The following is a 12,095-nucleotide window of genomic DNA, read 5'->3' as shown; positions in this document are numbered from 1 at the left end:
CTGCGCGGAACGATCCGCTACCCGGGCAACGCTCCTGTCAAAGGGAGATCCGCGTAATGCTGCGAGCCGACGGACCACTGGTAAGCCGTGTGCGGGAAATCCGCACGCACGGTTTGAACGGGGGTGTTGGCTCTGTTAACGACCTATGGGCCCGCAACAGGGCCAACATCTACCAATGAAACCGCGTGCCTTTGTTCCCGAGAAGCTCGACCTTGCCGTCTTCGCCCGAGAGGGCGCCGCTCTGGAGGGGCAATGGCCGGCTGCGTCGCTGCAGCGACTGGCCGACTCCGGGGCGCCCGAAGCGCCCGCGGCGGCATGGCAACCGGTGCGCTGGCAGCTTCAGGGCGAGGTTCGCCAACCCAAGGGCGGTGCGGCGCAGACCTGGTTGCATGTGACGGCCTCTGCGCGCGTCGCGCTGACCTGCCAGCGTTGCCTGCAGCCCGTCGAGGAGCAGGTCGATATCGATCGCTGGATCCGCTTCGTTGACACGGAGGTCGAAGCCGCTGCGCTGGATGCGGACAGCGACGACGACGTGCTGGCGCTGCCGCGCCACCTGGATGCCCGTGAGCTCATTGAGGATGAGCTGCTGCTGACGCTGCCGTTGGTGCCTCGCCATGATGTATGCCCTGAGCCGCTGCTTGCGACGCAGGACCCCGCGGGCGTCGACGAAGAAGAGGGCGAGCGCCCGAACCCGTTCGCCAAGCTGTCGGCACTCAAGCGCGGCGGCGGCGCCTGAGCGGCATGGGCCGTGGCGCTGTTTCGCAAGCCGTCAGCCATCCGGCTTGGCGGATTTCACCCGCGGTGCTACACTCGTGGGCTTTTCTGCGGCCTGGGGCTCGAGTTCCGCGCTCGCCCCGAGGGGTCGCAACCCCAAACCCCGCACCCTGTTCCGCAGAATTCGGAGAATTTCATGGCCGTTCAGCAAAACAAGAAGTCGCCTTCCAAGCGCGGCATGCACCGTTCCCACAACGCCCTGGTCAACCCGGGCACGGCCATCGAGCCGACGACGGGCGAAGTGCACCTGCGTCACCACATCAGCCCCAACGGCTTCTACCGTGGCCGCAAGGTGCTGAAGAGCAAGGCCGACGCGGCCTGATGCTGCTGCGCGCCGCCTGGCGCGGCGCGGCACTTGTAAAGAACATGCCGACCCGGCCTGCGTACCGCGCAGCGCCGGGTTTGGTCTTTGTGGCTCACCTCAACCCCTGCAATGACCCGTAGTTCCCTGTCCGAACCCGTCCGGTTGGCCGTCGACTGTATGGGCGGCGACCACGGCCCGGGCGTCACGCTGCCGGCCTGCCGGTCGTTTCTGGACAAGCATCCCGAGGCCGAGCTGATCCTCGTCGGCCAGCCCGAGGCATTGACGGCGGCCGCGGGCTGGCCGCGCTGCCGCGTTGTCGCCGCCAGTGAGGTGGTCGCGATGGACGACCCGGTCGAGGTGGCGTTGCGCCGCAAGCGCGATTCATCCATGCGCGTGGCGCTGCAGCAGCTCAAGGCCGAAGGCGAAGGCCAGGTGCCGCCGGCGCACGCCTGCGTGTCGGCGGGCAACACCGGCGCACTGATGGCGGTGGCGCGCTACCTGCTCAAGACACTGGACGGCATCGACCGGCCCGCCATCGCGACCGTCGTGCCCAACCAGACAGGCCGCTTCACGACCGTGCTGGACCTCGGCGCCAATGTCGACTGCACGGCGGAGCATCTCCTGCAGTTTGCGCTGATGGGCAGCGCGCTGGTGGCGGCCGTCGAAGGCAACGAGAACCCGAGCGTCGGCCTGCTGAACATCGGCGAGGAAGTCATCAAGGGCAACGAAACCATCAAGCAGGCCGGCGAGCTGCTGCGCGCCGCCGGCGCTGCGGGCCGTCTGAACTTCCATGGCAATGTCGAAGGCAACGACATCTACAAGGGTACGACGGACCTCGTCGTCTGCGACGGCTTCGTGGGCAACGTCATGCTGAAGACCTCGGAGGGGCTGGCGACGATGCTGGCGGCCTTCATCAAGGAGGAATTCAGCCGCAGCCTGCTGACCAAGGCCGCCGCGCTGGTGGCGCTGCCGGTGCTCAATGCCTTCAGGCGCCGCGTGGACCATCGCCGGTTCAACGGCGCGGCTCTGCTGGGCCTGCGCGGCCTTGTCTTCAAGAGCCATGGCTCGGCGGACGCCTTCGCGTTCGAGCAGGCGCTGGCCCGCGCTTATGATGCCGCCCGCAACCGGCTGCTGGACCGGGTCCACGACCGCATCGTCGCCACGCTGCAAGCCAAGGCGGGCGACGGCGGAGACAACGCGGCGAATTCCGTCGCGCAGGCTGCATGAGCCCCACAGGAAACACCTCCCCCCGCTTTTCTCGCATCCTCGGCACTGGCAGCTTCCTGCCGGCTGACCGGGTCACCAATCAGGATCTCGCGGCCCGCCTCGCGGCTGACGGCATCGAGACCTCGGACGAGTGGATCGTCGAGCGCACAGGCATCCGCGCCCGGCATTTCGCCGCGGCCGATCAGGCGTCGAGCGATCTGGCCTTCCCGGCGGCGCAGGCCGCGCTGGAAGCTGCCGGCGTCAAGGCCGAGGAGCTGGACCTGATCATCGTCGCGACGTCCACGCCCGACATGGTCTTCCCGTCCACTGCCTGCCTGCTGCAGAAGAAGCTCGGCGCGTTCGGCTGCGCGGCCTTCGACGTGCAGGCCGTCTGCGCCGGCTTCGTCTACGCGCTGAGCGTGGCGGATTCAATGATCAAGACCGGCGCGGCGAGCAAGGCGCTGGTCGTCGGTGCCGAGACCTTCTCGCGCATCCTCGATTTCAAGGACCGCACGACCTGCGTGCTGTTCGGCGATGGCGCGGGCGCCGTCGTGCTGGGGGCCAGCGATACGCCGGGCATCCTCGCGACCCAGCTGCATGCCGACGCGCGTCATGTCGACATCCTCTGCACGCCGGGCACCGTCGCTGGTGGCCAGGTGATCGGCTCGCCGCTGCTGCGCATGGACGGCCAGGCCGTATTCAAGCTCGCTGTCGGCGTGCTGGAGAAGGTGGCCCGCTCGGTGCTCGACAAGGCCGGCATGACCGATGCCGACATCGACTGGCTGATCCCCCACCAGGCCAACATCCGCATCATGCAAGGCACGGCCAAGAAGCTGCGCATGTCGCTGGACAAGCTCATCGTCACCGTCGACGAGCATGGCAACACGTCGGCAGCGTCCGTGCCGCTGGCACTGGACGTTGCGGTGCGCAGTGGCCGCATCCAGCGCGGCGACACCGTCATGCTCGAGGGCGTGGGCGGTGGCTTCACGTGGGGCGCCGCGCTGCTCAACTACTGATCCCGATCTACCGAGTTCTTTCATGACTGCTCCCTTTGCCGTTGTCTTCCCCGGCCAGGGTTCGCAGGCCGTCGGCATGCTCGACGCCTTCAGCGACCACCCGGAAGTCCGCCGCACGCTCGACGAAGCCTCCACCGCCCTTGGCGAGGACATCGGCGCGCTGATCCACGCCGGCCCCAAGGACCAGCTGGACCTGACGACCAACACCCAGCCCGTCATGCTGACAGCTGGCATCGCCTGCTGGCGTGCCTTCGTCGCCGAGACGGGTCTCACGCCCGTGGCCGCTGCCGGTCACTCGCTGGGTGAATACACGGCGCTGGTCGCCGCCGGCGCGCTGAGCCTGGCCGACGCGCTGCCTCTGGTACGCTTCCGCGCCCAGGCCATGCAGGAGGCCGTGCCGGTCGGTGCCGGCGCGATGTACGCCATCTTGGGCCTGGACGGCGACGCCGTCCGCGAGGGCTGCGCCAAGGCGGCCGCCGAGACGGGCGAAGCCATCGAGGCCGTCAACTTCAACGACCCCAAGCAGACCGTCATCGCCGGCAGCAAGGCCGGCGCCGAGAAAGCTGCCGAGCTGCTGAAGGCCGCTGGTGCCAAGCGCGCGCTGCCGCTGCCGGTCTCCGCGCCGTTCCACTCCAGCCTGATGAAGCCGGCGGCCGAACGGCTGAAGGAGAAGCTGGCCTCGGTGCAGTTCCAGTCGGCGGCGTTCCCCGTCATCAACAACATCGACGTCGCCGTCACCGGCAGCACCGATGCGCTGCGCGACGCGCTCTACCGCCAGGCCTTCGGCCCGGTGCGCTGGGTCGAGGTCGTGCAGGCGCTGAAGGCCCGTGGCGTCGGCCACATCATCGAGGCCGGGCCCGGCAAGGTGCTGACCGGCATGGCCAAGCGCATCGACGCCGAGCTGCAGGCTGCCTGCGTCTTCGACCCCGCCTCGCTCGCCGAGGCTCGCACGCTGCTTGGAGCCTGAACCACATGACTGAATCCGCATCCTTGGGCGTTGCCCTCGTCACCGGCGCAAGCCGCGGCATCGGCCGCGCCATCGCGCAGCGCCTGGCCGAAGCCGGCTGGCGTGTCATCGGCACGGCCACGTCCGAGTCCGGTGCGGCCGGCATCACCGAGGCGCTGGCGGCCCATGGCGGCCGCGGCATCGTGCTGAACGTGACCGATGGCGCGGCGGCCCAGGCCGCCGTCGACGACATCGTCGCGAAGGAGGGCGGCCTGCACGTCCTCGTCAACAACGCCGGTATCACGCGCGACATGCTGTCCATGCGTCTGAAGGACGAGGACTGGGACGCCGTGCTGGACACCAACCTCAAGGCCGTCTTCCGCCTCGCGCGTGCGGCGACCAAGCCGATGATGAAGCAGCGCACGGGCCGCATCATCAACATCACGTCCGTCGTCGGCGCGTCCGGCAATGCCGGCCAGGCCAACTACGCTGCGGCCAAGGCCGGCGTGGCCGGGCTGACGCGCTCGCTGGCCCGCGAACTGGGCAGCCGCGGTATCACCGTCAACTGCGTGGCGCCCGGCTTCATCGCGACCGACATGACCGAGGTCCTGCCTGAAGCGCAAAAGACCGCGCTGCTCGCGCAGATCCCTCTGGGCCGCCTCGGCGCGCCGGACGAGATCGCAGCCGCAGTGGTGTTCCTCGCGTCGCCCGGTGCGGCCTACATCACCGGCACCGAGCTGCACGTCAACGGCGGCATGTACATGGCCTGAGGGCCAAGGGCAGCCACCTACCTTCCCCACCTAGGGGTGTAACTCTAGAGCCCGTAGAATGGCGGGCTGTTTTCTGCAAACCCCTCCTGGAGGAGTCATGAGCGATATCGAAGCACGAGTCAAGAAAATCATCGCCGAGCAACTCGGCGTGGCGGAAGCCGACGTCACGAACGAAAAGGCTTTCGTCGCCGACCTGGGCGCCGATTCTCTGGACACCGTGGAACTGGTGATGGCCCTCGAAGATGAGTTCGGCATCGAGATTCCCGACGAAGAGGCCGAGAAGATCACCACCGTGCAGCTGGCGATCGACTACGCCGTCAAGCACCAGAAGGCCTGAGCGCCTTTTGAGTCGCTCCCTTCTCTTGCAACTCTGATCCCTGATCCGCACCGCATGACCCGTCGCCGCGTCGTTGTCACCGGTCTTGGCTTGATCAGCCCTGTCGGCAACACCGTTGCCGAAGGCTGGGCCAATATCCTCGCCGGTCGTTCCGGCATCGCCACCGTCACCCGCTTTGACGCCAGCAATCTGGCGTGCCATTTCGCGGGTGAGGTCAAGGGCTTCAACATCGAGGATTACATCCCCGCGAAGGAAGCCCGGCACATGGATGGCTTCATCCATTACGGCCTGGCTGCGGCCATGCAGGCGGTGCGTGACTCCGGTATCCCTACCGGCGATCAACTGACCGAAGAACAGGCTGAGCGCATCGGCGTGCTCGTGGGTTCCGGCATCGGCGGCCTGCCGCTGATCGAGGACACCAAGACCGAGCTGATCAACCGCGGTCCGCGCCGCATCTCGCCGTTCTTCATCCCGGCCTCGATCATCAACATGATCTCTGGCCACGTTTCCATCCAGTTCGGCTTCCAAGGCCCGAACCTGGCGATCGTGACGGCTTGCACCACGGGCCTGCACGCCATCGGCGAAGCCGGACGCCTCATCGAGTACGGCGACGCCGACGTGATGATCGCGGGCGGTGCCGAAGGTGCGGTGTCGCCGCTGGGCATCGGCGGCTTCGCCGCGGCCCGGGCGCTGTCCACCCGCAACGACGATCCCGCCACCGCGTCCCGTCCCTGGGACAAGGACCGCGACGGCTTTGTGCTGGGCGAGGGCGCCGGCGTGCTGGTGCTCGAAGAGTACGAACACGCCAAGAAGCGCGGCGCCAAGATCTACTGCGAACTGGCAGGTTTCGGCATGGGGGCGGACGCGTACCACATGACCGCGCCCAACGTCGACGGCCCCAAGCGTTCCATGCGCGCGGCGCTGCGCAATGCGGGCATCAACCCCGACCAGGTCCAGTACATGAACGCGCACGGCACCTCTACGCCGCTGGGCGACGTGAACGAGACTAACGCGGTCAAGCTGGCCTTCGGCGACCACGCCAAGCAGATGGTCGTCAGCTCGACGAAGTCCATGACCGGCCACCTGCTGGGCGGCGCGGGCGGCATCGAGTCGGTCTTCACGGCGCTGGCCATCCGCGACCAGGTCGCGCCGCCGACCATCAACATCTTCAACCAGGATCCCGAGTGCGACCTGGACTACTGCGCCAACGAGGCGCGGCCGATGAAGATCGACGTCGCCGCGAAGAACAACTTCGGCTTCGGCGGCACCAACGGCACGCTGATCTTCAAGCGCGTCTGACCGCGCGCGTCGGCGATGCGTCGCACGCCGCCGGTCGTCGTGCACGTGCTTCCGGAGCCGGCGATGCGCACACGGATCGCGTTGATTGCTGCTTTGATTTCGGCGGGCCTGGTGGTTGCCGCCGTCAGCCACTGGCCCTACGCCTGGCCGGCGTGGCTGGCTGCCCCGCTCCTAGTCTGCTGGGCCTGGCGTACCTCCGCCATACCTCTGCGCTGCACGCGATGGGATGGCGACGCTTCGTGGCTGGCGGAAGACGGCCGGCATCATGAAACCGCCGTCCAACTCGCCGTGCTGATCGATATCGACCACCGGCCGTTGCCGCGCGCCATGCCCGGGCCGCTCTGGCTGGCGCTGTCCCGTGCCCGCCAGCCGGCTTCGTGGGGCGCATTGCGCGCCACCTTGTTCGCCGCGCCGGGCGGTGCTTTGTCGCGATGAGTGCCGACGCCGACGCGCTGTTGGTCCGCGAGGCGCAGGCCGGCAGCCGCGTGGCCTTCGACATGCTGGTGCTGAAGTACCAGCGGCGCGTCGAGCGGCTGCTGTCGCGCAGCGTGTATGACTCGGCCGACGTCGCCGACCTGTGCCAGGAGACCTTCCTGGCCGCCTACCGCGCATTGCCGGCATTCCGTGGCGACAGTGCGTTCTACACCTGGCTCTACCGCATCGCCATCAACGCGGCACAGCGCCACCGCGGCCGGCAGCGCCCTGTCGAATCGCTTGATGACGACGAGGGAACTTTTGGCAGCGAGCCGTCTCCAACCGACGATGCGACCCCCGAAGCCTTGCTCGCCAGCCGCCAGCTGGCGGTGGGCCTGAACGAGGCGGTCGACGCCCTGGCCGAGGACCAGCGCCGGGCACTGCTGTTGAGAGAGGTGGATGGCTTGAGCTACGACGAGATTGCCGACCTGATGGATTGCCCCGCGGGCACGGTGCGTTCGCGCATCTTCCGCGCCCGGGAGGCGCTGGCCACGCGGCTGCGGCCGCTGCTGAGCGGCGGAGGCTGGCGATGACGGCCGGCGACCAGGCGCTGAACGAGGCGCTGTCCGCCGTCATGGACGGCCGTGCGACGCCGGCGGAATGGTCTCTCGTGAAGGCGGCGTGGGCGCGCGACCCGGCGCTGCGCGAGCGCTGGGCGCTGTGGCACGCCGCGGGCGATGGATTGCGCTCCGCCGAATTGCCGACTCTGCACCGCGATCCGGCGGCGTTGCTCGACGCCCTGCACGCGCGGCTGCCGGCGTCCGTCATCGACCATCCGCGCCGCCGCGACTGGTTCGCGCCGTTGGCCGTGGCGGCCGGTTTCGTCGCGATGGCGGTTGGCCTCGGTGCGCTGCGCCCCTTCGCCGCACCCGAGCCGGTCACCGTGGCCACGGGCGGGGCGTCGCTGCCGCAGGGTCTTGTCGGCATGAGCTTCGCCCAGGCTGCCACGGGGCGTACGCTCACTGTCTGGGGCAACAGTCAGGAAAACATTCAGGAATATTCTTTGGCGCCGCAGGCGGGTGCGCAGATCATCGATTGGGGCGCCGCTGCCCCCGAGCCCGCGGCATCGCGGGCCCGGCCTTGAATCGAGCCTGGCTGCGTTCCCTGTATCGTCTGCCGCTGCTCCCGTCTCCACTGGAACCGTTTATGCACGCTGAGTACCGTTTCACACCCGCCCATGCACGTCATCTGCTCTCGGCCACCGCATTGGCCATGACCTTGGCGCTCGGCCAGGCGCCGGCCGTCGCCCAGCCGCGCGACCTGCCGGACTTCAGCGAGGTGGTCGAGCGCGTCGGCCCGGCCGTCGTCAACATCCGCACGGCCGAGAAGATCAAGATGAACGAAGGCCAGGCGGAGATGAACGAGCAGATGCAGGAGTTCTTCCGCCGCTTCGGCATCCCGGTGCCCAACCAGCGCCGCGGCGCGCCGCGTGGCGGCGGCACGCCCGACGACGACGGCCCGATGCGCCGTGGCGTCGGCTCCGGCTTCATCCTGACGGCCGATGGCTATGTGCTGACGAATGCCCACGTCGTGCAGGGTGCCGACGAAGTCATCGTGACGCTGACGGACAAGCGCGAGCTCAAGGCCAAGCTGATCGGTGCTGACCAGCGCTCCGACGTTGCCGTCGTGAAGGTCGAGGCCACCGGGCTGCCGGTCGTCAAGGTCGGCGACAGCAACAAGGCCAAGGTCGGCGAATGGGTCATGGCCATCGGCTCGCCGTTCGGGCTGGAGAACACGGTCACGGCCGGCATCGTCAGCGCCAAGCAGCGCGACACCGGCGACCTGTTGCCGCTGATCCAGACCGACGTGGCCATCAACCCCGGCAACTCCGGCGGCCCGCTCGTCAACCTTCGCGGCGAGGTCATCGGCATCAACTCGCAGATCTACAGCCAGAGCGGCGGCTACATGGGCATCTCGTTCGCGATCCCGATCGCCGACGCGATCCGCGTGGCCGACGAACTCCGCGCTGGCGGCCGCGTCGTGCGCGGCTACCTGGGCGTGCTGCCTGATGACATCACGAAGGAAATTGCCGAGGCCATCGGCCTGGGCAAACCGCAGGGTGCGGTCATCCGCTCCGTCGTGGCCGGCAGCCCGGCCGAGAAGGCCGGCGTCGAGGGTGGCGACGTGGTGACCAAGGTCGACGGCAAGATTGTGGAGCGTGCGGCCGACCTGCGTCGGCTCGTGGCCGCCGTGAAGCCGGGCGCCAAGACGACGCTGACGGTGTTCCGCCGTGGCGCGACCAAGGACATCGTCGTCACCATCGGCGAGGACGAGCGCAGCAAGAAGCCAGGCAGCAGTGACAGCGACGATGGCAGCAAGGATGAGGCGCCCGCCAATGCGCCCAGCGCCGCGCTGGGCCTGAAGGTGTCTGACGTGCCCGAGGCGCAGCGCAAGGACCTCAAGCTGAAGTCCGGCGTGAAGGTCGACAGCGCGACCGGGGCTGCGGCGCGAGCCGGCCTGCGCGAGGGCGACCTGATCCTGTCGGTCGACAACGTCGAGGTCGCGACCGTCAAGGCGTTCCAGGCGCAGATCGCCAAGGCCGACAAGAACAAGGCCATCAACCTGGTCGTGCGCCGGGACGACGTGACCAGCTTCGTGCTGCTGAAGCCGGCGCGTTGATGCACAAGCCTGGGCTGCCAGATCGGGCTTTCCGCGATGCGGCAAATCCGGTCGGCCGGCCAGGCCGGTTGTCCACCGTCTGCTGAAGTTGGCGCCGGCTAACTTGTGTGTGCGTCGAGCGGATTGTTCTTGCCGCGAGCTAAAATCGAGGCTTGGCAAGGGCTCGATAGCGGTCGCGAGCGCGTGAATCGGACGCTGGTTCTGTACGCTCGGTTTGATCCACAGGAGATCCACAAGCATCTGTGGATAAGCTGTGGTTAAAAATCGCTGTTGGCGGGCTGCAACGACCGGAAAACCAATGCTGGTGCGGTTTCCCGGCCGACCCTTTTGGCTACAATGAAGGCCCAACAAGCAGTTGCCATACCTTTTGTTGGAAGGCGCGTCACCTCTTCGACGTGCCTTTTTTTTAGCTTCAGCACGCCGCTTCGCGGCTTCACATCGCCAGCGATGTGAACTTGCGCTGCAAGGGCTCCCGCCCTTGTGTCCTGCTCCGGCAGCGCAGATCAAGACCTCATGAACCACATCCGCAATTTCTCCATCATTGCCCACATCGACCACGGCAAGAGCACGCTGGCCGACCGGATCATCCAGCGCTGCGGCGGGCTGAGCGATCGCGAGATGGAAGCGCAGGTGCTGGACTCGATGGACCTGGAGCGCGAGCGCGGCATCACGATCAAGGCTCAGACCGCCGCGCTGCAGTACAAGGCCAAGGATGGACAGGTCTACAACCTGAACCTCATCGACACGCCGGGGCATGTGGACTTCTCGTATGAAGTCAGCCGGTCGCTGTCGGCGTGCGAGGGTGCGCTGCTGGTGGTGGACGCGTCGCAGGGCGTCGAGGCGCAGACGGTGGCCAACTGCTACACGGCGCTGGACCTCGGCGTCGAGGTCGTGCCGGTGCTGAACAAGATGGACCTGCCGTCCGCTGACCCGGACAACGCCAAGGCCGAGATCGAGGACGTCATCGGCATCGATGCCGACAACGCCATCCCCTGCTCGGCCAAGACCGGCATGGGCATCGACGAGATCCTGGAGGCCGTCATCGCCCGCATGCCGCCCCCGCGCGGCAACCCCGACGCGCCGCCGCGCGCGATGATCATCGACGCCTGGTTCGACAACTACGTTGGCGTCGTCATGCTGGTGCGCGTGGTGGACGGCGAACTGCGCAAGGGCGAGCGCATCCGCATGATGGCGACCAACTCGGTCTACCCGATCGAGCACCTGGGCGTGTTCACACCCAAGAGCGAGAACCGCGACGGCCTGAAGGCCGGCGAGGTGGGCTTCATCATCTGCGGCATCAAGGAACTGGCCGCGGCCAAGGTCGGCGACACCGTCACGCTGGAAAAGAAGCTGCCCAACAACGCCGGCCCCGCGACCGAGGCGCTGCCGGGCTTCAAGGAGATCCAGCCGCAGGTGTTCGCGGGTTTGTACCCGACCGAGGCCAGCGAGTACGACCAGCTGCGCGACGCGCTGGAGAAGCTCAGCCTCAACGACTCGTCGCTGCGCTACGAGCCCGAGGTATCGCAGGCTCTCGGCTTCGGCTTCCGCTGCGGCTTCCTGGGCCTGCTGCACATGGAGATCGTGCAGGAGCGCCTGGAGCGTGAGTTCGACCAGGACCTCGTCACGACCGCGCCCAGCGTCATCTACGAGGTGGAGCTGAACGACGGCACGGTCATCCAGGTCGAAAACCCGTCCAAGATGCCCGACGTGGGCCGCATGCGCGAGATCCGCGAGCCCATCGTCACGGTGCACCTGTACATGCCGCAGGACTACGTCGGCGTCGTCATGACGCTGGCCAACCAGAAGCGCGGCGTGCAGCTCAACATGGCCTACCACGGCAAGCAGGTCATGCTGACCTACGAGATTCCGCTGGCCGAGATCGTGCTGGACTTCTTCGACAAGCTGAAGAGCGCGTCGCGCGGCTACGCGTCCATGGACTACGAGTTCAAGGAATACCGCGCGGCCGACGTCGTCAAGGTCGACATCATGATCAACGGCGACAAGGTCGACCCGCTGGCCATGATCGTGCACCGCAGCCAGAGCCAGTACCGCGGCCGCGGCGTGGCCGCCAAGATGCGCGAGCAGATCCCGCGGCAGATGTACGACGTGGCCATCCAGGCGGCCATCGGCGCCAACATCATCGCCCGCGAGAACATCAAGGCGCTGCGCAAAAACGTGCTGGCAAAATGCTACGGCGGCGACATCACCCGCAAGCGCAAGCTGCTGGAAAAGCAAAAGGCCGGCAAGAAGCGCATGAAGCAGATCGGCTCGGTCGAGGTGCCTCAGGAGGCCTTCCTCGCCATCCTGCAGGTCGACGACTGAACCCCTCCACCGCCTGGACTCCCCGCCC

General features: G+C 67.5%; 13 protein-coding genes. All 13 read left to right on the top strand.

Annotated features, from left to right (window positions below; translation table 11 throughout):
- Positions 1-175: 175 nt before the first annotated feature.
- The 13 genes from LXT13_RS26375 (at position 176) to lepA (ending at position 12,067) form a co-directional block, all read left to right on the top strand.
- The gene (locus LXT13_RS26375) at positions 176-736 is read left to right on the top strand and encodes a YceD family protein (RefSeq protein ID WP_233375310.1); all 561 of its coding nucleotides are present in this window, start codon (positions 176-178) and stop codon (positions 734-736) included.
- A 174-nt stretch (positions 737-910) separates the two neighbouring features.
- Complete coding sequence (gene rpmF / locus LXT13_RS26370) at positions 911-1,096, top strand: 50S ribosomal protein L32 (RefSeq protein WP_233375308.1); 186 nt, start codon at positions 911-913, stop codon at positions 1,094-1,096.
- Positions 1,097-1,207: 111 nt separating this feature from the next.
- Positions 1,208-2,305, top strand: a complete 1,098-nt coding sequence (gene plsX, locus LXT13_RS26365) for a phosphate acyltransferase PlsX (protein WP_233375307.1) — start codon at positions 1,208-1,210, stop codon at positions 2,303-2,305.
- Positions 2,302-3,300, top strand: a complete 999-nt coding sequence (locus tag LXT13_RS26360; protein ID WP_233375306.1) for a beta-ketoacyl-ACP synthase III — start codon at positions 2,302-2,304, stop codon at positions 3,298-3,300. The genes plsX and LXT13_RS26360 overlap by 4 nt, the downstream gene beginning before the upstream one ends.
- Positions 3,301-3,322: 22 nt before the next feature.
- The gene (gene fabD, locus LXT13_RS26355; protein WP_233375305.1) at positions 3,323-4,267 is read left to right on the top strand and encodes an ACP S-malonyltransferase; all 945 of its coding nucleotides are present in this window, start codon (positions 3,323-3,325) and stop codon (positions 4,265-4,267) included.
- A 5-nt stretch (positions 4,268-4,272) separates the two neighbouring features.
- The gene (gene fabG / locus LXT13_RS26350) at positions 4,273-5,016 is read left to right on the top strand and encodes a 3-oxoacyl-ACP reductase FabG (RefSeq protein ID WP_233375304.1); all 744 of its coding nucleotides are present in this window, start codon (positions 4,273-4,275) and stop codon (positions 5,014-5,016) included.
- A gap of 97 nt (positions 5,017-5,113) precedes the next feature.
- The gene (gene acpP, locus LXT13_RS26345; protein ID WP_056204266.1) at positions 5,114-5,353 is read left to right on the top strand and encodes an acyl carrier protein; all 240 of its coding nucleotides are present in this window, start codon (positions 5,114-5,116) and stop codon (positions 5,351-5,353) included.
- A 54-nt stretch (positions 5,354-5,407) separates the two neighbouring features.
- Complete coding sequence (gene fabF / locus LXT13_RS26340) at positions 5,408-6,652, top strand: beta-ketoacyl-ACP synthase II (protein WP_233375303.1); 1,245 nt, start codon at positions 5,408-5,410, stop codon at positions 6,650-6,652.
- Positions 6,653-6,715: 63 nt separating this feature from the next.
- Entirely contained in the window at positions 6,716-7,087 is a 372-nt protein-coding gene (locus LXT13_RS26335; RefSeq protein ID WP_233375302.1) for a hypothetical protein, read from the top strand.
- Entirely contained in the window at positions 7,084-7,659 is a 576-nt protein-coding gene (locus tag LXT13_RS26330) for a sigma-70 family RNA polymerase sigma factor (RefSeq protein ID WP_233375301.1), read from the top strand. The genes LXT13_RS26335 and LXT13_RS26330 overlap by 4 nt, the downstream gene beginning before the upstream one ends.
- Positions 7,656-8,210 (top strand): sigma-E factor negative regulatory protein, encoded by a 555-nt coding sequence (locus tag LXT13_RS26325; RefSeq protein WP_233375300.1) that lies wholly within the window; start codon positions 7,656-7,658, stop codon positions 8,208-8,210. The genes LXT13_RS26330 and LXT13_RS26325 overlap by 4 nt, the downstream gene beginning before the upstream one ends.
- Positions 8,211-8,272: 62 nt before the next feature.
- The gene (locus LXT13_RS26320; protein WP_419964716.1) at positions 8,273-9,745 is read left to right on the top strand and encodes a DegQ family serine endoprotease; all 1,473 of its coding nucleotides are present in this window, start codon (positions 8,273-8,275) and stop codon (positions 9,743-9,745) included.
- A 513-nt stretch (positions 9,746-10,258) separates the two neighbouring features.
- The gene (lepA, locus tag LXT13_RS26315; protein ID WP_233375297.1) at positions 10,259-12,067 is read left to right on the top strand and encodes a translation elongation factor 4; all 1,809 of its coding nucleotides are present in this window, start codon (positions 10,259-10,261) and stop codon (positions 12,065-12,067) included.
- Positions 12,068-12,095: the final 28 nt, after the last annotated feature.

The sequence above is a fragment of the Pelomonas cellulosilytica genome, assembly GCF_021353265.1.
Taxonomy (GTDB): Bacteria; Pseudomonadota; Gammaproteobacteria; order Burkholderiales; family Burkholderiaceae_C; genus Pelomonas; species Pelomonas cellulosilytica.
The sequence above is the reverse complement of the archived record's forward strand: the minus strand, read 5'-3'. Positions and strand labels throughout refer to the sequence as shown.

Excerpts from the sequence above, each read along its gene's own strand:
- LXT13_RS26375 (WP_233375310.1), top strand. The coding sequence starts at position 176 with ATGAAACCGCGTGCCTTTGTTCCCGAGAAGCTCGACCTTGCCGTCTTC.
- rpmF (WP_233375308.1), top strand. The coding sequence starts at position 911 with ATGGCCGTTCAGCAAAACAAGAAGTCGCCTTCCAAGCGCGGCATGCAC.
- plsX (WP_233375307.1), top strand. The coding sequence starts at position 1,208 with ATGACCCGTAGTTCCCTGTCCGAACCCGTCCGGTTGGCCGTCGACTGT.
- LXT13_RS26360 (WP_233375306.1), top strand. The coding sequence starts at position 2,302 with ATGAGCCCCACAGGAAACACCTCCCCCCGCTTTTCTCGCATCCTCGGC.
- fabD (WP_233375305.1), top strand. The coding sequence starts at position 3,323 with ATGACTGCTCCCTTTGCCGTTGTCTTCCCCGGCCAGGGTTCGCAGGCC.
- fabG (WP_233375304.1), top strand. The coding sequence starts at position 4,273 with ATGACTGAATCCGCATCCTTGGGCGTTGCCCTCGTCACCGGCGCAAGC.
- acpP (WP_056204266.1), top strand. The coding sequence starts at position 5,114 with ATGAGCGATATCGAAGCACGAGTCAAGAAAATCATCGCCGAGCAACTC.
- fabF (WP_233375303.1), top strand. The coding sequence starts at position 5,408 with ATGACCCGTCGCCGCGTCGTTGTCACCGGTCTTGGCTTGATCAGCCCT.
- LXT13_RS26335 (WP_233375302.1), top strand. The coding sequence starts at position 6,716 with ATGCGCACACGGATCGCGTTGATTGCTGCTTTGATTTCGGCGGGCCTG.
- LXT13_RS26330 (WP_233375301.1), top strand. The coding sequence starts at position 7,084 with ATGAGTGCCGACGCCGACGCGCTGTTGGTCCGCGAGGCGCAGGCCGGC.
- LXT13_RS26325 (WP_233375300.1), top strand. The coding sequence starts at position 7,656 with ATGACGGCCGGCGACCAGGCGCTGAACGAGGCGCTGTCCGCCGTCATG.
- LXT13_RS26320 (WP_419964716.1), top strand. The coding sequence starts at position 8,273 with ATGCACGCTGAGTACCGTTTCACACCCGCCCATGCACGTCATCTGCTC.
- lepA (WP_233375297.1), top strand. The coding sequence starts at position 10,259 with ATGAACCACATCCGCAATTTCTCCATCATTGCCCACATCGACCACGGC.